The 20,670-nt window shown below is 73.6% G+C and carries 26 protein-coding genes; 18 read left to right on the top strand and 8 right to left on the bottom strand.

Features of this window, described 5'->3' with window-relative positions:
* Positions 1-23: 23 nt before the first annotated feature.
* Entirely contained in the window at positions 24-743 is a 720-nt protein-coding gene (locus AB0D28_RS24315) for a response regulator transcription factor (RefSeq protein WP_176722767.1), read from the bottom strand.
* 246 nt (positions 744-989) lie between these two features.
* On the opposite strand from AB0D28_RS24315, the gene AB0D28_RS24310 reads away from it, so the two are divergent.
* The 6 genes from AB0D28_RS24310 to AB0D28_RS24285 all read left to right on the top strand — a co-directional run bounded on the left by AB0D28_RS24310 (position 990) and on the right by AB0D28_RS24285 (position 5,507).
* Positions 990-2,039, top strand: coding sequence for a hypothetical protein (locus AB0D28_RS24310; protein WP_357389256.1), 1,050 nt, complete (start codon positions 990-992; stop codon positions 2,037-2,039).
* A 79-nt stretch (positions 2,040-2,118) separates the two neighbouring features.
* Positions 2,119-2,901 (top strand): DUF2993 domain-containing protein, encoded by a 783-nt coding sequence (locus tag AB0D28_RS24305; RefSeq protein WP_357389254.1) that lies wholly within the window; start codon positions 2,119-2,121, stop codon positions 2,899-2,901.
* 192 nt (positions 2,902-3,093) lie between these two features.
* On the top strand, positions 3,094-3,171 hold the full coding sequence (locus AB0D28_RS24300) for an Ms5788A family Cys-rich leader peptide (RefSeq protein ID WP_311202345.1): 78 nt from the start codon (positions 3,094-3,096) through the stop codon (positions 3,169-3,171).
* Positions 3,172-3,363: 192 nt separating this feature from the next.
* On the top strand, positions 3,364-4,212 hold the full coding sequence (locus AB0D28_RS24295; protein ID WP_357389252.1) for a sulfurtransferase: 849 nt from the start codon (positions 3,364-3,366) through the stop codon (positions 4,210-4,212).
* Positions 4,212-4,550 (top strand): DUF1416 domain-containing protein, encoded by a 339-nt coding sequence (locus AB0D28_RS24290; RefSeq protein ID WP_354868562.1) that lies wholly within the window; start codon positions 4,212-4,214, stop codon positions 4,548-4,550. Before AB0D28_RS24295 ends, AB0D28_RS24290 begins: the two co-directional genes overlap by 1 nt.
* A 108-nt stretch (positions 4,551-4,658) precedes the next feature.
* A complete protein-coding gene (locus tag AB0D28_RS24285; protein ID WP_357389250.1) occupies positions 4,659-5,507 on the top strand; it encodes a hypothetical protein in 849 nt (282 codons plus the stop codon).
* A gap of 2 nt (positions 5,508-5,509) precedes the next feature.
* On the opposite strand, the gene AB0D28_RS24280 is transcribed toward AB0D28_RS24285, so the two are convergent.
* From AB0D28_RS24280 to AB0D28_RS24270, 3 genes are all read right to left on the bottom strand, one after another.
* Positions 5,510-7,585, bottom strand: a complete 2,076-nt coding sequence (locus AB0D28_RS24280) for a glycogen debranching N-terminal domain-containing protein (RefSeq protein WP_357389248.1) — start codon at positions 7,583-7,585, stop codon at positions 5,510-5,512.
* Positions 7,582-7,965: an SCP2 sterol-binding domain-containing protein gene (locus tag AB0D28_RS24275; RefSeq protein ID WP_357389246.1), complete on the bottom strand. Its 384-nt coding sequence runs from the start codon at positions 7,963-7,965 to the stop codon at positions 7,582-7,584. Before AB0D28_RS24275 ends, AB0D28_RS24280 begins: the two co-directional genes overlap by 4 nt.
* Positions 7,966-8,043: 78 nt before the next feature.
* Positions 8,044-8,406, bottom strand: coding sequence for a DsrE family protein (locus tag AB0D28_RS24270; protein WP_357389244.1), 363 nt, complete (start codon positions 8,404-8,406; stop codon positions 8,044-8,046).
* A gap of 23 nt (positions 8,407-8,429) precedes the next feature.
* On the opposite strand from AB0D28_RS24270, the gene mtfM reads away from it, so the two are divergent.
* Together mtfM and AB0D28_RS24260 are read left to right on the top strand one after the other, a co-directional pair.
* Complete coding sequence (gene mtfM / locus AB0D28_RS24265; protein ID WP_030504452.1) at positions 8,430-8,534, top strand: small membrane protein MtfM; 105 nt, start codon at positions 8,430-8,432, stop codon at positions 8,532-8,534.
* A gap of 4 nt (positions 8,535-8,538) precedes the next feature.
* Positions 8,539-9,126 (top strand): FABP family protein, encoded by a 588-nt coding sequence (locus tag AB0D28_RS24260; RefSeq protein WP_357389242.1) that lies wholly within the window; start codon positions 8,539-8,541, stop codon positions 9,124-9,126.
* Between the two features lie 77 nt (positions 9,127-9,203).
* Here AB0D28_RS24260 and AB0D28_RS24255 read toward each other — a convergent pair whose 3' ends face one another.
* Positions 9,204-10,055 (bottom strand): aminotransferase class IV, encoded by an 852-nt coding sequence (locus AB0D28_RS24255; RefSeq protein WP_357389240.1) that lies wholly within the window; start codon positions 10,053-10,055, stop codon positions 9,204-9,206.
* 91 nt (positions 10,056-10,146) lie between these two features.
* Between AB0D28_RS24255 and AB0D28_RS24250 the strand changes: the two genes are divergently transcribed.
* The 4 genes from AB0D28_RS24250 to AB0D28_RS24235 all read left to right on the top strand — a co-directional run bounded on the left by AB0D28_RS24250 (position 10,147) and on the right by AB0D28_RS24235 (position 13,669).
* On the top strand, positions 10,147-10,554 hold the full coding sequence (locus tag AB0D28_RS24250) for a Fur family transcriptional regulator (RefSeq protein WP_357389280.1): 408 nt from the start codon (positions 10,147-10,149) through the stop codon (positions 10,552-10,554).
* Entirely contained in the window at positions 10,551-11,660 is a 1,110-nt protein-coding gene (locus AB0D28_RS24245) for a folate-binding protein (RefSeq protein ID WP_357389238.1), read from the top strand. Before AB0D28_RS24250 ends, AB0D28_RS24245 begins: the two co-directional genes overlap by 4 nt.
* Before the next feature lie 112 nt (positions 11,661-11,772).
* A complete protein-coding gene (locus tag AB0D28_RS24240; protein WP_357389236.1) occupies positions 11,773-12,615 on the top strand; it encodes a 3-keto-5-aminohexanoate cleavage protein in 843 nt (280 codons plus the stop codon).
* Positions 12,616-12,709: 94 nt separating this feature from the next.
* Positions 12,710-13,669, top strand: a complete 960-nt coding sequence (locus AB0D28_RS24235) for an asparaginase (protein ID WP_357389234.1) — start codon at positions 12,710-12,712, stop codon at positions 13,667-13,669.
* A gap of 101 nt (positions 13,670-13,770) precedes the next feature.
* Here AB0D28_RS24235 and AB0D28_RS24230 read toward each other — a convergent pair whose 3' ends face one another.
* Positions 13,771-14,568, bottom strand: a complete 798-nt coding sequence (locus AB0D28_RS24230; RefSeq protein WP_357389232.1) for an alpha/beta hydrolase — start codon at positions 14,566-14,568, stop codon at positions 13,771-13,773.
* A 113-nt stretch (positions 14,569-14,681) separates the two neighbouring features.
* On the opposite strand from AB0D28_RS24230, the gene AB0D28_RS24225 reads away from it, so the two are divergent.
* The 5 genes from AB0D28_RS24225 (at position 14,682) to AB0D28_RS24205 (ending at position 18,080) form a co-directional block, all read left to right on the top strand.
* Complete coding sequence (locus tag AB0D28_RS24225; protein ID WP_357389230.1) at positions 14,682-15,323, top strand: helix-turn-helix transcriptional regulator; 642 nt, start codon at positions 14,682-14,684, stop codon at positions 15,321-15,323.
* A complete protein-coding gene (locus AB0D28_RS24220) occupies positions 15,320-16,060 on the top strand; it encodes a hypothetical protein (RefSeq protein WP_357389228.1) in 741 nt (246 codons plus the stop codon). Before AB0D28_RS24225 ends, AB0D28_RS24220 begins: the two co-directional genes overlap by 4 nt.
* 72 nt (positions 16,061-16,132) lie before the next feature.
* Positions 16,133-16,447, top strand: a complete 315-nt coding sequence (locus AB0D28_RS24215; protein WP_357389226.1) for a DUF2516 family protein — start codon at positions 16,133-16,135, stop codon at positions 16,445-16,447.
* Positions 16,444-17,331, top strand: coding sequence for an alpha/beta hydrolase (locus tag AB0D28_RS24210; RefSeq protein ID WP_357389224.1), 888 nt, complete (start codon positions 16,444-16,446; stop codon positions 17,329-17,331). Before AB0D28_RS24215 ends, AB0D28_RS24210 begins: the two co-directional genes overlap by 4 nt.
* An 11-nt stretch (positions 17,332-17,342) precedes the next feature.
* On the top strand, positions 17,343-18,080 hold the full coding sequence (locus AB0D28_RS24205) for an alanyl-tRNA editing protein (protein WP_357389222.1): 738 nt from the start codon (positions 17,343-17,345) through the stop codon (positions 18,078-18,080).
* 4 nt (positions 18,081-18,084) lie between these two features.
* On the opposite strand, the gene AB0D28_RS24200 is transcribed toward AB0D28_RS24205, so the two are convergent.
* Together AB0D28_RS24200 and AB0D28_RS24195 are read right to left on the bottom strand one after the other, a co-directional pair.
* Positions 18,085-18,756, bottom strand: coding sequence for a nucleotidyltransferase domain-containing protein (locus AB0D28_RS24200; protein WP_357389220.1), 672 nt, complete (start codon positions 18,754-18,756; stop codon positions 18,085-18,087).
* Between the two features lie 88 nt (positions 18,757-18,844).
* Positions 18,845-19,837 (bottom strand): YafY family protein, encoded by a 993-nt coding sequence (locus tag AB0D28_RS24195; protein WP_357389218.1) that lies wholly within the window; start codon positions 19,835-19,837, stop codon positions 18,845-18,847.
* Positions 19,838-19,877: 40 nt separating this feature from the next.
* On the opposite strand from AB0D28_RS24195, the gene AB0D28_RS24190 reads away from it, so the two are divergent.
* Complete coding sequence (locus AB0D28_RS24190; RefSeq protein ID WP_116505114.1) at positions 19,878-20,669, top strand: EI24 domain-containing protein; 792 nt, start codon at positions 19,878-19,880, stop codon at positions 20,667-20,669.
* The last annotated feature ends 1 nt before the right edge of the window (position 20,670 follow it).

Genomic DNA, 20,670 nt, shown 5'->3' with positions numbered 1-20,670 from the left:
CTAGCGGGGTGGGGCGTGGGCGGTCAGACCGGCAGCGGGGCGGGCTCCGACTCCGGCAGCGAGCGCGACGGCGGGACGACGAACTTGTAGCCCACCTGGCGGACGGTGCCGATCATCGACTCGTACTCCGAGCCGAGCTTGGCGCGCAGCCGCCGCACGTGCACGTCCACAGTGCGGGTGCCGCCGAAGTAGTCGTAGCCCCAGACCTCGCGCAGCAACTGGTCCCGGGTGAACACCCGCCCGGGGTGCTGGGCCAGGAACTTCAACAGCTCGAACTCCTTGTAGGTGAGGTCGAGCGGCCGGCCCTTCAGCTTGGCGGCGTACGTGTCCGGGTCGATGTTCAGCTCGCCGGCCCGGATCGAGCCGCCGGCACCGGCGGTGGCGTTACTGAGGCGGCCGACCGCCAGCCGCAGCCGGGCCTCCACCTCGGCCGGCCCGGCGCCGGCCAGGATCACGTCGTCGACGCCCCAGTCCGCGTTCAGCGCGATCAGCCCCGCCTCGGTGACGACCGCGACCAGGGGTACGCCGAGCCCGGTGGCGTGCAACATCCGGCAGGTGGCCCGCGCCTCGCTCAGCTCGGAGCGGGCGTCCACCAGAACGGCGTCCGGCGTCGGGCCGGAGACCAGCGTGCGGACGTCGCGGGGTGCGGTGCGAACCGAGTGCGGTAGCAGGTCGAGTGCCGGCAACACCGCCGACGGCTCACCGGCCCGTGCGGTCACGAGCAGCAGGAGCTCCACGATCACCTCCGTCCCGGCGGCCTTTCGGCCGCGCGCGACCAGCGACACGCCCGGGTGGGGGCGGCACTGTGAACTTGCGTGGGTCCCGGCGTCGTCGACGGGCGGGGTAACGGCCTGAGCGTAACCGATGGGCCAGCCGTCACCTTCGCGCGATTTACCGTTTGCCCTTTCTGCCCTTGATCGCGCCGCAGGTTTTAACGTCGCCGAAACCGGGACCTCCGCCGAGCCGCCCGGGTCTGGCACGATCGGGGCGTGTTTCCCTCCACCTCGCGCGACACCGGTCGTGAACCGTGGGCCGGCGACCCGTCCGCCGGGCCGCCCGGCCCCGCCCGTGGCTACCCGCCCGCCCCGCGTACCGGCCCCGCCGACGAGGACGGTGACCGGCGGGAGCGCAAGGGCCCGCGCCGGCTGCGTAAGGGCGGCCCCGGCCGGCGTCCCGACGACGAGTCCGACGAGGAGCCCGAGGAGGAGGTGCCGCCGGTCCCCGTCCGCCGGCCCCTGGCGCTCACCGTGGCGGGCTTCGCCGCGCTGCTCGGCGTCGGCCTGGTGCTCGGCGCGCAGACCGCGGGCCCGGGGCACCGGCTGCCGTTCGCGGCGATCATCTTCGGCGTCCAGTTGCTGTTCGTGCTGGCCTGGACGATGGCCATGCGACCGCCCGCGCTGCTCGTCGTCGCGCTCGTCAGCGCCGGCACGGCCGTGATCGCCGACATCGCCGCCGTGCGGTCGGACATCGCCGGCCTCGCCCCGCTCGGCTACGCCGCGGCCGCCGGCTTCCTGCTCGGCGTGCTGGGGCAGCTCGTGCGGCGGGTGGACCGGGTCCGGGTGACCGACTCGCTCGGCGGCACGCTGTTCATCGTGGTGGGCGTGGTCGCCTTCGCCACGCTCATCGTGCTCAGCCGGATCCCCAAGGGCACCCAGGCGATCACCGTCTGCCTCACCGCCGCCGGGGTGGCGCTGCTCGTCGCCCGGCTCACCGACGCGGTCGCGCCGTGGCCCCGGCTCGCCCCGCAGGTGCCGCGCGGCGCGGCCGGTGTGGTCGCCGGCGCCATGATCGGCACCCTCACCAGCGCCGTGCTCGGCAGCTACCTGGTCGGCTTCACCCCGACCAGCGCCGCCCTGGTCGGGGTGGTCAGCGCGGCCACCGCCGTCCTGGCCGACCTCGCCGTGGGGTACGCCGAGGCGGGCCGGCTGATGGCCGGCGAGCCGCCGACGATGTGGGTGGCCCGGCACATGCAGGGGCCGCTGGGCGGGTTCGCGCTGGCCGCGCCCGCCGCGTACGCCATGTGCGTGCTGTTCCTCTGACGCGGTTGGGGAGGATTCGCCTCGGGTAAGTACGGTTGCGCCGCGAGGCGCGGTGACGGCGGCGAGGACTGGAGGCGGCGTGGCAGAGGCGTACCCGGCGGAGGGCCGACCCCGGCGACGGGGCCGGAAGGTGCTGATCGGCTTCCTCGTCCTGCTGCTGGTGCTGGCCGGGCTGCTCGTCGTAGCCGACCGGGTCGCCGCCGGGGTGGCCGAGCGTGCCATCGCCGACCAGGTCCGGCAGGAGGTCGCCAAGCAGGACGCGCAGTCCTCCGCGCCGCAGGTCGAGGTGGCCGGTTTCCCGTTCCTCACCCAGGTGCTCGACGGCCGGTACGAACGCATCTCGATCCAGCTCACCGACGTGCGCGGGAACGTGCAGGGTGACGCGGTGGAGGTGCCGAAGCTGGACGTGGACGCGCGCAACGTGACCGCGTCGCTGGACACGCTGCGCTCCGGCCGGGGCGACGTGGTGGCCGAGAGCGTGGACGGGCGGGGCACCGTCACCTACGAGAGCCTGGCCAAGCTGCTGGACCGGCCCGGGCTGACGCTGGGCGAGCGCAACGGCAAGCTCGCCGTGACCGCCCCGGTCGACGTCCTGGGCATCAAGCTCACCGTCAACGGCACCGCCGACGTCACGGTGACCGGCAACAAGGTGGCGCTGCGGTTCAACGACCTCACCGCCGATGGCCTGCCGAACCTGCCGCTGGCCCGGGCCGCGCTGACCCGGTACGCGCAGGGCATCTCGATCGACGTGCCGCTGCCGGAGCTGCCGTTCCAGCTCAACCTGCGCAAGGTGGAGCCGAAGCCGGAGGGCCTGGTGGTTACGGCGGACGCGGCGAACGTGCCCATCAACTCCGCCGGCTGACAAGCCGGCCTGCCATCAACTCCGCCGGCTGACAAGCCGGCCTGCCATCAACTCCGCCGGCTGACAAGCCGGCCTGCCATCAACTCCGCCGGCTGACAAGCCGCCCGCGCCCGGTCCGGTGACCGGGCCTGCCGTCCCGGATGCTGGTCGGCCTGGTGGCGTCCGTGGCGTGGGCTGGTAATCTCCCTGCCCATGGGGACCCTCCTCACCAAACGGCGCGCGGTCGACCTGTGCCGCGTGGCCACCTGCCTGTGTCGCCCCGTCATCTGACGGCGGGGCTGTCTCCGGCCGCCTGAACGGCGGCCCCAAGGGTCCACGAACCTCCCCTCAACGCCCGGCAGCGGCGCCGTCGCACGTACCCGTGATCCGTTCCTAGCTCAGGGTCCGCGTGTGGTGCGACAATCACCGAGATCGATCCCCACGCGCAGGCTCACCAAACCATCCTCACCAGGGAGTGATCTGATGAGTCGCGACACCGCACTCGTCTCGGCCGAGTGGGCCGAGAAGAACCTCGGCGCCCCGGGCGTCGTCTTCGTCGAGGTCGACGAGGACACCTTGGCCTACGACACCGGGCACATCGCCGGCGCCGTCAAGCTCGACTGGCGTACCGACCTGCAGGACCAGGTCCGCCGGGACTTCGTCAACAAGACCCAGTTCGAGGCGCTGCTGTCCGACCGGGGCATCGCCAACGACGACACCGTGATCCTGTACGGCGGCAACAACAACTGGTTCGCCGCGTACGCGTACTGGTACTTCAAGCTCTACGGCCACCGCGACGTGAAGCTGCTCGACGGCGGCCGCAAGAAGTGGGAGCTGGACGCCCGTCCGCTCGTCACCGACGCGGTGGAGCGGCCGAAGACGCAGTACGTCGCGCAGGAGCCGGACACCTCGATCCGCGCGTTCCGCGACGAGGTGGTCGACGCGATCGGCACCAAGAACCTGGTCGACGTGCGCAGCCCCGACGAGTTCGCGGGCCGCCTGCTCGCCCCCGCCCACCTGCCGCAGGAGCAGGCGCAGCGGGCCGGCCACATCCCGACCGCGATCAGCGTCCCGTGGTCCAAGGCGGCGAACGAGGACGGCACGTTCAAGTCCGACGACGAGCTGCGCAAGATCTACGCCGACGCCGGGCTGGACGACGGCAAGGAGACGATCGCGTACTGCCGGATCGGCGAGCGCTCCTCGCACAGCTGGTTCGTGCTCCAGGAGCTGCTCGGGCACCGCAACGTGAAGAACTACGACGGCTCCTGGACCGAGTACGGCTCGCTCGTCGGCGTGCCGGTGGCGCTCGGCGACGAGCCGGGGGAGGCCTGATGACCGCCGCCTCCGCAGCCTCGACGGCTGCCGCCGGCTGCGCCGCGCCGGACCAGTCCGCTCCGCTCCCGGCCAGCCTGGACCTGGAGAAGGAGACCGTCATCACCGGCCGCGTGCTGGCCGAGTCCGGTGAGGTAGTGCCGGGCGCGTACGTGCGTCTGCTCGACTCGACGGGTGAGTTCACCGCCGAGGTGGTGACGTCGGCGGCCGGGCAGTTCCGGTTCTTCGCCGCGCCGGGTTCCTGGACCCTGCGCGCGCTGTCCCGCCACGGCAACGGCGACACCGCCGTGTCGGCGACCCGCGGGATCAACGAGGTGACCGTCTCGGTCGCCGCCTGACCCACGCTCTGATCGTGGCCCGCCACCCGACCGGGTGGCGGGCCACGAGCCGTTCCAGGGTGCCGAGGCGCGGCCGGGCAGCTCGCCGGTACGTGACACCATTGCCGGGTGACTGCCGTCGAGACGGGCTACGCCCCGCCCAACCCGCCCGGCCCCGGACCGGGTGCCCGCCGCCGGCCGCGCTGGCCGGTGGTCGCCACCGTGGCGTGGGCAGTGCTGCTGGCCGGCCTGACCTGGTGGTCGGTGCGCACCGACCCGCCGACGGTCAAGGAGCAGCGGTCGCTGGAGCAGGCCGGCCCGGTGGTGGACCGGGCGATCGGCGAGCTGACCGCCGCGGTGGGCGGTGCGGGCGTACCGGCGCTCCTGCCGGACCGGCTGGAACGCGGCTGCCGGATCACGCCGATGGACGACGGCGCGACGCTGGAGCGCGGCGTCGAGGTGGCGATCGGCGGCGACGACGTGCGCGCGGTGCTGCGCGGCATCGCCGACCGGCTGCCGGCGCCGTGGCGGGCCGGGGTGTCGACGCTCGACGGCGAGCCGCTGCTGCGCGCCGACGCGGGCGAGTTCGTCACCGTCGAGGGCCGGGCCGGTGGACCGGGCCGGCTACTGCTCACCGCCGACACGGGCTGCCGCCCGGTGGGTTCCGGTTACCGGGCCCCGTCCGCCGACGCCGCCGCCGAGTCGGCAGTGCTGGCCGCGGCGCTGGGCCGGTGGGGCGGCGCGACCGGCCCGGTCCAGGTGCTGGCCGCGCCCTGCCCGGGCGGCGGGACCGCCCGCACGGTCCGGTCCGAGGCGGCCGCACCGGCCGATCAGCCGCTGGCCGTCGCGTTCGGCGGCGGCGCCGCGCCGGTCGTGGACTCGGCCGACAGGTACGCGCGCCCGGGCGACCCGGCGGTGCTGGCGCAGCGGGCCGGCGAGCGGGTCCGGGTGGCGGTGACCACGTCCTGCCCGGCCTGACGTCACTGGTCGGGCAGCGTGAGCGGCGGCGGCGCGGGTTCCTCGTGTGGCTCGCGGCTGCGGCCGAGCGCGTCCACCCGGCCCCAGCGTCCCGGGATGTCGAGCAGTTCCACCCGGCCCATCCCCGCCGGTACGGCCGGGTCGATGATCAGGTGCTCGCCCTGCGGTTCCAGGCCCAGGATCACCCGTAGCAGCAGCAGGGGCGTGCCGGCGGACCACGCCTGCGGGCTGCACGCGGTGGGGTACTCCACCGGGTACTCGGTCAGGTCGCGCGCGTAGCCGGCGAACACCTCGGGCAGCCGCCCGTCGAAGTACTGCGACGCGCTGAGCAGGGCGTCGCAGATCCGTCCGGCCTCCTGCCGGAAGCCGTACCGCCACAGGCCCCAGGCGATGATCGAGTTGTCGAACGGCCACACCGTGCCGACGTGGTAGCCGACCGGGTTGTACCGGCCCTGCCCGTCGGCGAGCGTACGCACGCCCCACCCGGAGAACAGGCGCGGGCCGAGCAGGTGGGCGGCGACGGCCGGGGCCCGGGATTCGTCGACGATGCCGCTCCACAGCAGGTGGCCGATGTTGGAGGTGAGCGCGTCCACCCGACGGCCCCACGGGTCGAGCGCCAGCGCGTAGTACTCACGGTCCGGGATCCAGAAGTCGTTGTTGAACCGTTCCTTCAGCGCCGACGCCTCGCGTTCCAGCCGGTCGGCGTACGCCGGGTCGTTCCAGTGGGTGCGGGCCATGCGGGCACCGCGCAGCTTCGCGTCGTACGCGTACCCCTGAAGTTCGCACGTCGCCCGGGGGAATTCGGGCATCCGCCCGTCGGCGTAGGAGATGGCGTCCGGCGAGTCCTTCCAGCACTGGTTCGGCAGGCCGGTCTCCGGGTTGCGGGACATGTACCAGACGTAGCCGGTGCCGAGCAGGTCGCCGTACGTGTCCAGCCAGGTCAGCGCCGCCCGCGTCTCGTGTTCCAGCTGGCGCACCAGCGCGGCGTCACCGGTCCACCGCTCGTACTCGTCGAGCAGGATCACGAACAGCGCCGTGGTGTCGGCGGCGCCGTAGTACGGCGAGTGCGGCTGCTCCTCGAAGCCGGCGGTCTCGCCGTAGCGCAGCTCGTGCAGGATCTTGCCGGGCTCCTCGTCCCGGAAGTCGTCGATCCGGCTGCCCTGGAGGCCGGCGAGCATGACGATCGTGGGCTTGACCAGTTCCGGCAGGAACGGCAGCACCTGTAACGAGGTGAAGATGCTGTCCCGGCCGAACAGCGTCATGAACCAGGGCAGGCCGGCGGCGAGCAGCCGGACGCCGAGCGTGATCGACTCGTACCGGAGGGCGGCCAGGTCGTTGAGGCTGCGCCGGTACGCACCGGCCAGCGGCTCGCAGTCGCAGCCCAGCTTGGGCGCGCGGCTGATCAGGTCGCTCTGTTCCGCGTCGATGTCGTCGGCCGTGCGCCGGCGGCCGAGGGGAAGGGCGGCCCGGATGTCCTCGCCCCGGGCACCGTAGATGACCGTCTCGATGTGCAGCGTGGTGGTCCACTCGCTGTGCGGGCCGACCCGGATCCGGAACGTCATCCCGTCAGCGTCGACCTCGGCCGGCGCGCTGCTCGTCACCAGCGTCTCGCGGTGGAACGCCTGCCTGCGGTAGGTCAGCCGCAGCGCGTTGCGCTCCACGGTGGGTGTGGTGCGTCCCTTCTTGTCCCGCTTGTGCTTGATCTCGAAGAGGTCGGCGAAGTCGGAGCCGATCTCCAGCCGGAGCCGGAACTCCTTCTCCTGCTCGGAGTGGTTGAGCAGGGTCAGTTGCTCGTCGAGGCCGCCGCCGATCGCGCGAGCGCGGATCAGCGAGACGTCCGCGTCCAGATAGTGCGTCGGCTCGCCGGGGACCAGGAAGAACCGCGTCTTGTACGACAGCGAGTCGTCGATCGAGAGCGCGTGCAGGCGTTGCCCGTCGAGGGTGAGGAACCAGGTGGAGAGGAACCGGGTGTCGAAGGAGAAGAGCCCGGTGGGGAAGTCGTACGACGGCTCGATGTTGCCGCGATCGTCGCTGACCAGGAACGTGTTGCCGTCGAGGATGCTGACCCGGTCCTTCACACCGGCCGCCGGACGTGTTCGCGGGCGGTGTCCCGCGGATCCCGTGCGTCGGGCCGGGCCGGCAGGAAGCGGCGGAACGCGAGGAAGAGCACGACGTGCCCGCTGAACGTGGCCTCGTTGCGCAGCACCGCTGCCATGCCTGCTTCCCGGCCGGTGACCAGCTTCTCGAACAGCTCGGTGGAGAGGGTCAGCACGCCGTCGGCCGGCCGTTGCTCCTCCCGGCTGACCTTCGCTGATCCGGGACTCAGCGTCACGTACCAGTGCTCGGTGCGGTTGCCGTCAGCCAGATCGATCTGGAGCGTGCCGCCGATCGGGCTGTTGAGCACCACCGCGGCGCGCGCCGGCAGCGACGCGAAGAACCGTTTGATCGCCTCACTCACATGCGCATGGTAGGCGCAATCCGGACATGTCGGGCCAGGATCGGCCCACCGGGCAGAGTGGACAAGCTGGTTGGTGGCTCAGTAGACGAGCGCCTGCGCGCCCTCTGCCATCGCCTCCTCGACGAACACCGCTGCTCCGGCGATGCGTACGCCGGGGATGACGTCGCCCGGTCCGATGTCCCGCCGGGCCGCGCACTGGGTGCAGGCGGTCAGCCGGCCGGTGGCCAGGACGACGTGCAGCAGCTCGCCGAGCGGCGCGGAGTGCGGCAGCTCGAACGTCTCCGCTCGCCCGGGAAGCGCGAACCAGGTGGACTCACCGGTGAGCCAGAGCGACACGTCCACCCCGGCTGCGGCCGCGGTGGAGGCGACTGTGAACGCCTGGGCGCAGCGTTCCGGGGAGTCCGCGCCGGCGGTGGCCTTCACGACGAGAGTGCGCGCCATGCCGCCAGCATAGGATGGCCGGGATGGTTACCGAGATCGGGTTCGTCAGCCTGCTGGTCGCCGGCCTGGGCGCGCTCGCCGGTGGCCTGGTCTATCTCGCGGTCCGCATAGCTAGAGGTAAGTGGTGAATCTGTGAGTGAGAATCCGCTTCAGCCGCCCTGGTTGAACGCGCCGCCGGTCGACCCGTACCCGTACGAGGAGAGCCACGACCTGCGCGTCGGCCCGAAACTGCACCCGAGCCTGGACGGGCTGCTGCCGTACGTCGGGGTGTGGCGCGGCCGGGGCCGGGGTGGGTTCCCGACGATCGAGGACTTCGACTACGCGCAGGAGATCCGGATCAGCCACGACGGCCGGCCGTTCCTGTTCTACGAGTCACGGGCCTGGCTCCTGGACGAGCAGAGCCGCCCGGTCCGCCCCGCCGGCCGCGAGGTGGGCTGGTGGCGTCCGGTGCTCGACGGTGAGCGGGTCACCGACGAGCTGGAGGCGTTGATGACCGTGCCGACCGGCGTGATGGAGCTGCACATCGGCAAGCGCAAGGGCACCCAGATCGAGTTCGCCACCGACGCCGTCGTGCGTACCGCCACGGCGAAGGAGGTCACCGCCGGTGCCCGCCTGTTCGGCATCGTGGAGGGCGCCCTGCTGTACGCCCAGGAGATGGCCGCCGTGGGTCAGCCGCTGAGCCCGCACCTCTCCGCCCGTCTCACCCGGGTGGCCGGCTGACCCCGCCCCGCCGTCGATCCCGGCGATCATGAAGTTGGCGGCGACGAATCGGGCAGCCGACGCCGCCAACTTCATGGTCAACGGGGTGGGGTGAAGCGCAGGAGGGCCTGGACGCGGTGGGTCAGGTGGTGCCTGGGGCGGGGATCGCCGTCCAGGCTGGTCACCTCGACCGGGCCGCGTAGGGAGCTGGTCAGCCAGATCGCCTCGGCCTCGTGCAGGTCGGGCACCGTGGGCAGGTGCTCGCCGGCCGCCAGGCCCAGTTCGGCCGCGCGTTCCAGCAGGTGGTGGGCGGTCACGCCGGGCAGGATCCCGGTCTGCGCCGCCGGCACCGTGAGGAGACGGCCTCCGCTGCACCACACCACGTTGGCGGTGGGCCCCTCCAGCACGTAGCCGTCGGACGAGACCCAGAGCACGTCGTCCACGCCGGTCCGCCGCGCCCACCGCCGGGCGGCGGTGCTCAGCGCGTACGAGGTGGACTTCACGCCGCTGGGCAGCCACCCCAGCTCCGGGCGGGACCGGGCGGCCACCCCGAGCGGCAGCGTGGCCACCGTCACCCCGTCGCGCCGGGCGGCCCGGGCCGACGCGGGCACCTCGCCGAGCGTGGCGTACACCGTCGGCGGCCCGCCGCCCTCCGGCCCCCGGGTGCAGACCAGCCGCAGCGCGCCCTCGGTCCGCGCGGGCCAGCCGGCGCACACCGCGTCCAGCAGTTCGACAAGCGCGGCGTCCGGGGGCAGCGGCAGGTCGATCGCCGCGGCGCCGGCCCGCAGCCGGGCCAGGTGCGGCTCCAGCAGCCAGGGCCGCCCGTCGCGCAGGTGCAGCGTCTCGAACAGGCCGTCGCCGTGCAGCACGCCCCGGTCGTCGCCGCGCAGCACCGGCTCACCCGCCGGTACGAGCCCCCGGCCGAGCACCGCCACCCGCGTCGCCTCCACGGCCGCAGCGTAGTGGCGTACCCCGGCGGCGGATGGACCGGCGCGGCGGCCGAACTATGATCGAAGGGTGTCCGAATCCTCCCTGGCGGAAATGCTCCGCGCGCGCGGGCTGCGGCTGACGGCGCAGCGGCAGCTGGTGCTCCAGGCCGTCCTCGACCTCGGGCACGCCACCCCGGAGCAGGTGCACACGGCGGTCCGTGAGGTGGCGGCCGGCGTCAACATCACCACCATCTACCGCACCCTGGAGCTGCTGGAGCGGCTCGGTCTGGTCACGCACACGCACCTGTCGCACGGTTCGCCGACCTACCACGCGGCCGGCGAGCACCAGCACGTGCACCTGGTGTGCCGGGAGTGCGGGGCGATCGACGAGATCTCACCCGAGATGTTCCGCCCGCTCGCCGACCAGCTGGCCGACCAGCGCGGGTTCCAGGTCGACATCGGGCACGTCGCGCTCTTCGGGGTCTGCGGCCGCTGCGCACAGGACGGGGAACACACATGATCGACATCGCCGGAGCGGTGACCACCGACGCCATCGACGACAAGACCCGGGACCAGCCCGAGCCGGCCCACCGCGCCGCCGGGGTCGGCCCGGTGGCCGCGCACTACGGCGACCCGATGCGCGAGCAGCGGCTCCTGGCCACCGGCGTGGGGCTGGTCGACCGCTCGCACCGGGGCGTGGTCGCCGTGCCGGGCGAGGAGCGGATCGGCTGGCTGCACACGCTCACCAGCCAGCACCTGGCCGCGCTGGCGCCGTGGCAGGGCACCGAACTGCTGGTGCTCTCCCCGCACGGGCACGTCGAGCAGCACGCGATGGTCGCCGACGACGGCGAGACCACCTGGCTGGACACCGAGCCGGGGATGACCGAGGGCCTCCTGTCATTCCTGGAGAAGATGCGGTTCTTCAGCCGGGTCGACCCGCGCGACGCCACCGCCGAGCACGCGTTGCTGTCGCTGGTCGGGCCGGAGGCGGCCGGTGCGCTGGACACGCTCGGCGTCACCGGGCTGGCCGCACCCGACGTGGTCGCGGTGCCGGGTCCGAAGTTCCGTTCCGGTGAGCTGCCCGCGCGGCCCTCAGTGGTGTACGACGTGAAGCCGCTCCCCGTCGGCGGCTGGGCCCGGCGGGTGGCGCTCGGCGTCGACCTGCTGGTGCCCCGGCCCGCCATGGACGAGGTGGTCGCCGAGCTGCGCGGCGCCGGGGTGCCGGTGGCGGGGCTGTGGGCGTACGAGGCGATGCGGGTGGCCGCCAGGCGGGCCCGGGCCGGCGTGGACACCGACCACCGGACGATCCCGGCCGAGGTGGACCTGATCGCCCCGGCCGTGCACCTCGACAAGGGCTGCTACCGGGGTCAGGAGACGGTGGCCCGGGTGCACAACCTGGGCAAGCCGCCCCGCCGGCTCGTCCTGCTGCACCTGGACGGCGTGGCGACCGACCAGCCGCCGGTGGCCGGTACGCCGGTGACGCTCGACGGCCGGACCGTCGGCTTCGTGGGCACCGCCGTGCAGCACTTCGAGCTGGGCCAGGTGGCGCTCGCCGTGTTGAAGCGCAACACGCCCGACGACGCCCGCCTGCTGGTGGGTGAGAGCGCCGCCGCCATTGACGTGTAAGGAAGGGCCCCCTATTAACGCCTCCGGTAAAGGAAGGGTCCCTTCTTAACGCCGCTCGCACCGGAAATCCTCCGGTCGACCCGGCGTCGGGCACCGGTCTAGGATCCGGGGCATGACGACAGGGACGTTGATCACGGTTGCCCCCACCGGCGCGGAGTCGGCGAAGGCGGAGGTGCCGGCGCTGCCGGTGACGCTCGACGAGCTGCTGCTGACCGCCAAGGAGTGCGAGGCGCTCGGCGCCGCCGTGATCCACGTCCACATCCGCGACGACGACGCGCGGCCCACGCTCGACCAGGGGCGGCTGCGCGACACGGTGGCGGCGCTGCGGGAGAGCACCGACCTGATCGTGCAGCTCTCCTCCGGCGGTGCGGTGACCGACCCGGAGGCCGCCCGGCTGGCGGTGCTCGACGCCGGGCCGGACATGGCCTCCTGCACCATGGGCACCGTCAACTTCGGCGACGACGTGTTCCTCAACCGGTGGGAGTTCATCGTCGACCTGCACACCCGGATGCAGGAGCGGGGCGTCGTCCCCGAGTACGAGATCTTCGACCTGGGCCACCTCACCGCGTTGCAGCGGCTGCTCGGCAAGTACGGCCTGCCGCACGGCGGGCACGTGCACGTCGACTTCGTGATGGGCGTGCCGGGCGGCATGCCGGGCACCACAGCGACCCTGGTGGCAGCCCAGCAGATGCTGCGTGACCTGCCCGAGGGCACCACGTTCTCGGCCACCGGCATCGGGCGTAGCACCATCCCGGTGATGCTGGCCTCGCTGTCGACCGGTGGTCACCTGCGCGTCGGCATGGAAGACACGGTCACGTACGCCAAGGGGCGCCCGGTGGAGTCCAACATGCAGCTCGTCGCGCGGGCGGTGGGCTTCGCCCAGCTCGCCCAGCGCCCGCCGCTGACCACCGCCGAGGCCCGTACGCTGCTCGGCCTCCCGGCTACCGCCAGGTAAGCGGCGCACCCCGCTGCGGCCCCGTACCGCCTCGGTCGACGTCGCAGGTCACCCCGCCGCCGACCGGGCCCGTCCCCTCGGTACCGTCCATAACGTGGGAAAAACGTACGAGGGCGGCGTGCCGCTCGCCGAGGTGGTCCGGTCCGGCTTCGTGGAGGGCGTCCACCGGGGTTCAGTGGTGGTGCTCGACGCCGCCGGTGAGCCGGTCGCCGGGGCCGGTGACGTCACCTCGCCGATCTTCCCCCGCTCGTCGAACAAGCCGATGCAGGCGATCGGCATGCTCCGGGCGGGGTTGCCGCTGACCGACCCGGCCGACGTCGCGCTCGTCGCGGCCAGTCACGCCGGCGAGGAGTTCCACGTCGAGCGGGTGACAGCGCTGCTGCGCGACGCCGGCCTGAGCGGGGACGCGTTGCACAACCCGCCGGACCTGCCGTTCGGCGAGGCCGCCCGGGAGGCGGTGCTGCGGGCCGGCGGCGGCCCGGCCCGGGTGCTGATGAACTGCTCCGGCAAGCACGCGGGCATGCTGCGCACCTGCCTGGCCGCCGGGTGGCCGCTGGACGGCTACTGGCGGCCGGAGCATCCGCTCCAGCAGCACCTGACCGCCACCATCGAGGAGTTCACCGGCGAGCGGGCGGCTGCGGTCGGGGTGGACGGCTGCGGCGCACCGGTGCTCGCCGTCTCGCTGACCGGGCTGGCGCGGGCGTTCCTGCGGCTGGTCGGCGCCGAGCCGGGCACCGAGGAGCGGACGGTGGCGGACGCGATGCGGGCGTACCCGGAGCTGGTCGGCGGCACCCAGGCGGAGGACACGCGGCTGATGCGCGGCGTACCCGGTCTGCTCGCCAAGATCGGCGCGGAGGGTGTGATCGCGGCGGCGATCCCGGAGGTCGGCGCTGTCGCCCTGAAGATCGACGACGGCGCCGCGAGAGCCCGCACACCTGTCCTGGTGTCCGCCCTGGCCCGCCTGAACGTACGCGCCCCCATCCTCACCGAGTACGCCGAGCCCCCCCTGCTGGGCGGCGGCCTCCCGGTAGGGGCCATCCGCCCCCTCTGGTGACCCTCACCCCACCCCTCGCTGATCTTGCACTTGCTGCCCCGGCAAACCGGGTATTCCGGGCGCGCGGAGGGCCGTAAGTGCAAGATCGGCGAAAGAGTGGGTCAGGGGAGGAAGGGCAGGAGGGCGGCGTTCGTCTCGGTGGGGCGCTCGACGGGGAGCAGGTGGGCCGCGTCGGGGACGTCGGGGAGGCGTACGCCGTTCGGGGCCTCGTCGGCGATGCGGTCGGCCAGGCGGCGGATGTCGGCCAGGTCGTCGGCGCCGGCGGCGACGAGCACCGGTACGCGCAGCTCGCCCAGCCGGTCGATGGCCGGCGGGTCCAGCTCGCCCACCTCGATCGCGCTCAGCGCCTGCTCGGCGGCGAGCGCCCGGCGGTCCATCTCCTCGGCGAACCGGATCAGCTCCGGGTCGACGTCCTCCGGGCGGCGGGTCGGGCCGACCACCCAGAAGCGCACCTCCCCGGCGGCGGTGGCGGCGAAGTCCTCCGGGTCCACGTCGCCGACCAGTTCCTCCCAGAGCTGCTCGGTCTCCTCCGACCACTCGTTGCCAGAGATAGCGGCGCCGAACAGCGCCAGCGCCGAGACCCGCTCCGGGTGGGCGAGCGCGGTGTCCACGGCGACCCGGCCGCCGAACGAGCAGCCGACGAGCGCGGCCCGCTCGATGCCGAGGGCGTCGAGCAGCCCGATCACGTCGTCGTGGTGGGCGAACGGCGCGGGCGGCAGCTCCGACTCGCCGTAGCCGCGCAGGTCCAGGGCGAGCACCCGGTGCCGCTGGGCGAGCGCCGGGACCTGCTCGCGCCACATCCGCCGGTCGGCGATGCCGGCGTGCAGCAGCACCACGGTGGTGCCGGCGCCGCTCTCGTCGTACGCGAGCTGGGCGCCGTTGATATCGATCTTGGTCACGGACGGGAACGGTACGGACCGGACATCGGCTCCGCAACCCACCTTCGGTGACCCTGCTAACTCTGGCTAGCGTTTTGCTTGCAGCAGTTAGCGGACCGGGCTAGCGTTGAGTCATGGCCACCAGCAAGGACCTTCCCGATGTCGGCGGGTTCATTCGCGACCTGCGGCGCAACGCGAAGATCTCACTGCGCCAGCTCGCCGAGCAGGCGGGTGTCAGCAATCCCTACCTGAGCCAGATCGAGCGCGGGCTGCGCAAGCCGAGTGCCGAGGTGCTCCAGCAGCTCGCCAGCGCGCTTCGTGTCTCCACCCCGGCGATGTACCTGCGCGCCGGGCTGCTCGACGACAAGGAGGGCCAGGGCGTGCTCGCGGCGATCGCCGTCGACCCCGAGCTGACCATGGCCCAGAAGCAGTCGCTCACCCAGATCTACGAGACGTTCCGGCGCGAGAACGCCCGCCTGGCCGAGGCGACCGAGGCGGCCACGGCGGCGGAGACGGCCGCCACGGCCGAGAAGGCCGCCACGACGGGGACAACGGCGACCGAGGCGGCCGGTGCGCCGGAGGCCCCGGCGACCGTCGCGGCGGCCGCCACCGGTCCGGTCACGCCGGAGGGCACCCCGACCGAGGCGGTCCTCGAATCGGTGGCCGTCACCGAAGCGGGTGCCGCGCCGGCCCCGACCACCGCCGCCCCTGAGCACACGACCGCCCGCCGGGCGGCCCGGAAGGCCGCCGGTGCGGCCGAAGAGGAGCAGTCATGACCACCCAGCCGAAGACCAACCGCATCCCCGCACCCCTCTACGCCGCCGCCGGCGCCGGTGAGCTGGCCCTGGAGCAGCTGCGCAAGCTGCCCACCGTGGTCAGCGGCCTCGGCACCCGGGTCGTCGCCGACCTCGGTGGCAAGGCCGTCGTCACCGGCTTCGAGCTGCGCCAGAAGGCCACCGAGACGCTGAAGACGGCAAACCAGACCGCCACCGGGCTGCGCGAGCGGGCCGTCGCCACCGACCTCGACCAGCTCCGCGAGGCGGCCAACCTGGAGAAGCTGCGCGAGGCCGCCAACATCGAGAAGCTCCGCGAGGCCGCCACCCGCAACGCCGCCGTCGTGGTGGCCGGTGCGCACGCCGCGCAGGAGCGCGCCCTGGCCGCGTACGCCGAGCTTGTCGCCCGGGGTGAGCGTGTCGTCGGCGCCGGGGTGCTGGAGGCCGCCGACACCGTGAACGCCGACATCGAGGCCACCGAGGCCACCGGCGTCGACGTGGCCCCGAAGGCCGAGGCCGCCCCGAAGCCGGCCGCCACCGCGCCGGCCGAGGTGCCCAGCCCGGCCGAGGTGGCCGAGGCGGTGGCCGCCAAGCCGGCCGCGGTGAAGCGGACCCGCGCCACCAAGGCGACCGCCACCAAGGCAGTCACCAAGACGACCGCCACGAAGGCGACCAAGCCGGCCACTCCGGCGGCGAAGCTGCCGAAGACCACGAAGCGGACCCGCCCGGCCGCCGAGTGATCCGATGCTCCACCGGGACCCCGGACAACGTCCTGTCGGACGTTTCCGGGGTCTCGGCTTAAGCTTGCACCCATGGCCACCGCCGCGCCGATCTTCGCGTTCGCAGTCCAAAGCGTGATCCAGCTGATCCTGCTCGTCTTCGCCCTCGTCGTTCAGGGGGTGGCGCTGGTGCACGCGGTCACCCAGCGCGGCGACGGATTCGCCGCGATCGGCACGCTGCCCAAGGGCGGCTGGGTCGCCATCCTGGCGGTCTGCCTGGCGCTCACCCTGCTCGGCTTCGGCCCGATCAGCCTGTTCGGACTGATCGGCATCGCGGCCGGTCTCATCTACCTGCTCGACGTGCGGCCCGGCCTGCGGGACCTGCACGACGGCCGAGGGTCCTGGTGAGAGGTTTCCGCTGGCCTCCGCCGCCGGACGGCGGCCCCCGCACCTGGGGGCCCGGTCCCGGCGCGCCCCGGACCGGGCGGCCCGCGCTGCCCGAGCCGGAGACGGAACTGGTCGCCACGCCGCACGGGGTGAGCCTGGAACGGCTGGTCACCGGCACCGGTGACCCGGTAACCGTGTTCGCCCACGGGCTCGGCAGCGGCATCGCCACCACCCGCCCGTTCGGCAGCGGCGTCGCCGGGCGGCGCGTCTTCTTCCAGTTCCGCGGGCACGGCCGATCCGACTCCCCGCCCGGGCCGTGGAGCTATCTCGACCTCGCCCGTGACCTGCGCGCGATCGCCGACCTGAGCGGCGCGACCCGGGCGTTCGGAGCCAGCCTCGGTGCGGGCGCGCTCTGCCGGCTGCTCGCGGAGAGCCCGGAGCGCTTCGAGCGGCTCGTCTTCTTCCTCCCCGCCGCACTGGACACGCCACGCGGCGAGGTGGCCCGTGCCCGGCTCACCGGCCTGCTCGACGCGGTGGCCGAGGGCGACGCCTCGGCGCTGGCCGACGCGGTGTCGCTGGAGCTGCCGCCGTCGGTGCGCAACACCCCGGCCGGCTGGGCGTACCTGCGGCAGCGGCTCGACCAGTTGCTGCGCGACGGGCTCGCACCAGGGCTGGCCGACCTGCCCGCCCAGGCGCCGCTCGACGACGCCGGGTCGCTCGCCTCGGTCACCGCGCCGGCCCTCGTCATCGCCGCCGCCGAGGACGACCTGCACCCGGTCGCCGTCGCCGAACGGCTCGCCGCCGCGCTCCCGAACGCCACACTGCACGTGTACGACCGTCCCGGCGTGCTCTGGACCGAACGCGCCGACCTGCGGGGGCGCGTCTCGGAGTTCCTGAACGGGTAACGTCGCGGACCATGGGCGTCACACACCACGGCCGTACGCACCGGCTCGACCTCGCCGACCCGACCCTGCGCGAGTGGACCTGCCGGGTGCTGGCGGCCGATCCCGAGCAGGGCATCGTGCTGGACCGGTCCGCGTTCTACCCCGGTGGCGGCGGGCAGCCGCCGGACCACGGGGTGCTGCTCTGGCAGGGCGTACAGACCCGGATCGTCGGCACCCGCAAGGGCGACGACCTGTGGCTGATCCCGGCCGAGGGCGACCCGGTGCCGCCGGTGGGCGCCGAGGTGGTCGGCGCGGTGGAGGACGACCGCCGGACCATGCTGATGCGCACCCACTCCGGGCTGCACGTGCTCTGCGGCGTGGTGTTCCGCGACTTCGGCGCGCTGGTCACCGGCGGCAACATGGAACCGGGCGAGGCGCGGATGGACTTCAACCTGCCCGAGGTGCCGCCGGACTTCAAGGCTCGCATCGAGGAACTGGTGAACGCCGAGGTGGCCGCCGACCGGTCGGTGGCCGTGCGGGTGCTGCCGCGCGCCGAGGCGCTCGCCCTGCCGGACATCATCCGTACCCAGTCGAACCTGATCCCGCCGGAGGAGCAGGAGGTGCGGATCGTCGACATCGTCGGGCTGGACGTGCAGGCCGACGGTGGCACGCACGTCGCGTCCACCGCCCAGATCGGCAAGGTCCAGGTGGTCAAGGTGGAGAGCAAGGGCCGGGCCAACCGCCGGGTACGCGTACGCCTGGCGGACTGACGGCTCAGCGCGGCAGGTACGCCGCCCGGACGGCGAGCAGCCAGCGTTCCACCGTCTGCTCGTCCGGGCGCTCCGGCAGCGGCGACCGGATCCGGTCGAACTCCGCCTCGGCGGCCGCCACCAGGGCCTGCGCCTCGTCCAGCGCGCCACCGGCGACCCGCTCGCCGAACGCGCGGAACCAGCCCGGGTCGGCGAGACGGATCTCCAGCACGCCCGTCGCGTACAGCACCCGGCCCTGGTGCAGCAGCCGGGCCAGGTGCCGGGCGTGCTTGGCCGAGCGCCGTCGCCCGCCGTCGTCCGCCGAGCGGGTGGCGAGCTTGCGGAACTGCTGCGAGGCGTACCCGAGGTAGGCGTCACGGACGCGCGGCGCGCTGAGGAACGCCGACCGGATGGCGATCAGCTCGTCGCCGAACCCGGTACGGGTCTCGTAGCAGTCGCCGGGCAGCCACATCAGCTCGGTGGCGGTCGGGTTGCCGCTCAGCGCCAGCAGCGCGTACTTGCGGGCCTCGTGCAGCGTGACGTCCGGGTCGGTGGTGACCACCGACTCGCGGGGCGGGCGCAGGCCGTGGAACGCGACTGTGGGCGCGGCGAACACGCCGATCCGGTCGGTGTCCGAGCCGGGACCGGCCAGCCCGTACGCGACCGAGCCGACGATCCCGGACAGCAGCAGGTGCATACCGGTGATGATCGCCCATCCGGATCGTCCGGCAAACCGGACTTCCGCTGTCAGGTATCAAGGCCGGTAAGCCGGCCGACGCCACCGGCTACCGCTGACCGTCGGACGGCGGATCGGTGTAGAGCGCCGCCGCGCGGCGGGTCGCCTCGGCGAAGCGCGCCCGCAGCTGCGGCGGCGCCAGCACCTCCACCTCCGGGCCGAGCGCCAGCAACTGGCCGTACGCGACGTCCACCGACTCGACAGGCAGCCGCAGCACCAGCCGGCCCTGCTCGTCCGGCGGCCCGGCCGCCTCCACCGCCTCGGTGTGGACGAACGGCGCGTCCACCAGGTGCCGCAACGCCCGCAACCCGGCCGGGCCCAGCCGCACCGTCACCCGCTCCCGCAGCAGCTCACGCAGGAACGCGCCCGCCTGCTCCCGCCAGTACGCCCCGAGGTCGAAGTCCTCGTCCCGCTCGAACCCGTCGGCGCTCACCTCGACCGAGACCACCCGGTCCACCCGGTACGTCCGCCAGCCGTCCCCGACCCGGCCGACCAGATACCAGACCCCGTTCTTCAGCACCAGCCCGTACGGCGCCAGCGTGCGGGTCACCTCCCGGTCCCCGCGCCGGTAGCGCAGCTCCACCAACCGGTCCCGCCAGACCGCCCGGGCCAGCTCGGTCAGGGCCGGCGGCGGCGCGGTCTCCCGGAACCAGCCGGGCACGTCCAGGTGGAACCGCTGCCCGGTACGCGCGGGCGCGTCCCGCAGGCTCGGCGGCAGCGCGGCCAGCACCTTCAGCTCGGCGGCGGCGACCGAGTCGGCAAGTCCCATGTCCCCTGCGGGACCGGGCAGCCCGGCCAGGAACAGCGCCTCGGCCTCGTCCCGGCTCAACCCGGTCAGCCGGGTCCGGTAGCCGCCCAGCAGCCGGTAGCCGCCGGCCCGCCCCCGGTCCGCGTACACCGGCACACCGGCGGCGGAGAGCGCCAGCACGTCCCGGTAGACGGTGCGCTCCGACACCTCCAGCTCGCGGGCCAGCTCGGCGGCCGTCATCGTCTCCCGGGACTGGAGCAACAACACCAGCGAGATCAGCCGCGACGCACGCACAGGCCCATTGTGGTGCACCGGCGGATTAGGCTGTGCCGTCGTGAACGCCTCCCGTACCGTCGCGCCCGTCACCGGCGCGGCCACCCGCTTCCTCGGCGGCGCCGGGCTGCTGCTGCGCGGCTTCGGCATGTACGTCCGCAGCCCGAAGCTGATGCTGCTCGGCGTGATCCCGGCGCTGATCACCGGCGCGCTCTACGTGGCCCTGTTCGCCACGCTGCTCTACTTCGTGGACGACCTGGCGGGCTGGCTCACCCCGTTCGCCGACGACTGGTCGTCGCCCTGGCGCGGGCTGCTGCGGGTGGCCGCCGGGCTGGCGGTGGTCGGGGTCGCCGGGCTGGTCGGGGTGCTCACGTTCACCGCCGTCACGCTGGTCATCGGTGACCCGTTCTACGAGGCGATCTCCGAGCGGGTCGAGGACCGGCTCGGCGGCACCCCCGGTGCGGTGGACGTGCCGTTCTGGTCCTCGCTGCGACGCAGCCTCGCCGACTCGCTGCGCCTGGTGGCGCTGTCCGCGCTGATCGGCGTACCCCTTTTCGCGGCCGGTTTCATCCCGGTGGTGGGGCAGACGGTGGTCCCGGTGGTCGGTGCCCTGGTGGGTGGCTGGTTCCTGGCGCTGGAGCTGGTCGGTGCGCCGTTCTACCGGCGGGGGATGCGGCTGCCGGACCGGCGGGTGCGGCTGCGGGCCGACCGGCCGACGGCGCTCGGTTTCGGGGTGGCGGTCTTCCTGTGCTTCCTGATCCCGCTCGGCGCGGTGCTGGTCATGCCGGCCGCCGTCGCCGGGGCCGCGCTGCTGGCCCGCCGGTCGCTGGGCCAGCCCATCGAGGAGAGCTGAG

The sequence above is a fragment of the Micromonospora sp. NPDC048169 genome (assembly GCF_040652815.1).
Classification (GTDB): Bacteria; Actinomycetota; Actinomycetes; order Mycobacteriales; family Micromonosporaceae; genus Micromonospora.
This window is presented reverse-complemented; position numbering and strand designations above follow the sequence as displayed.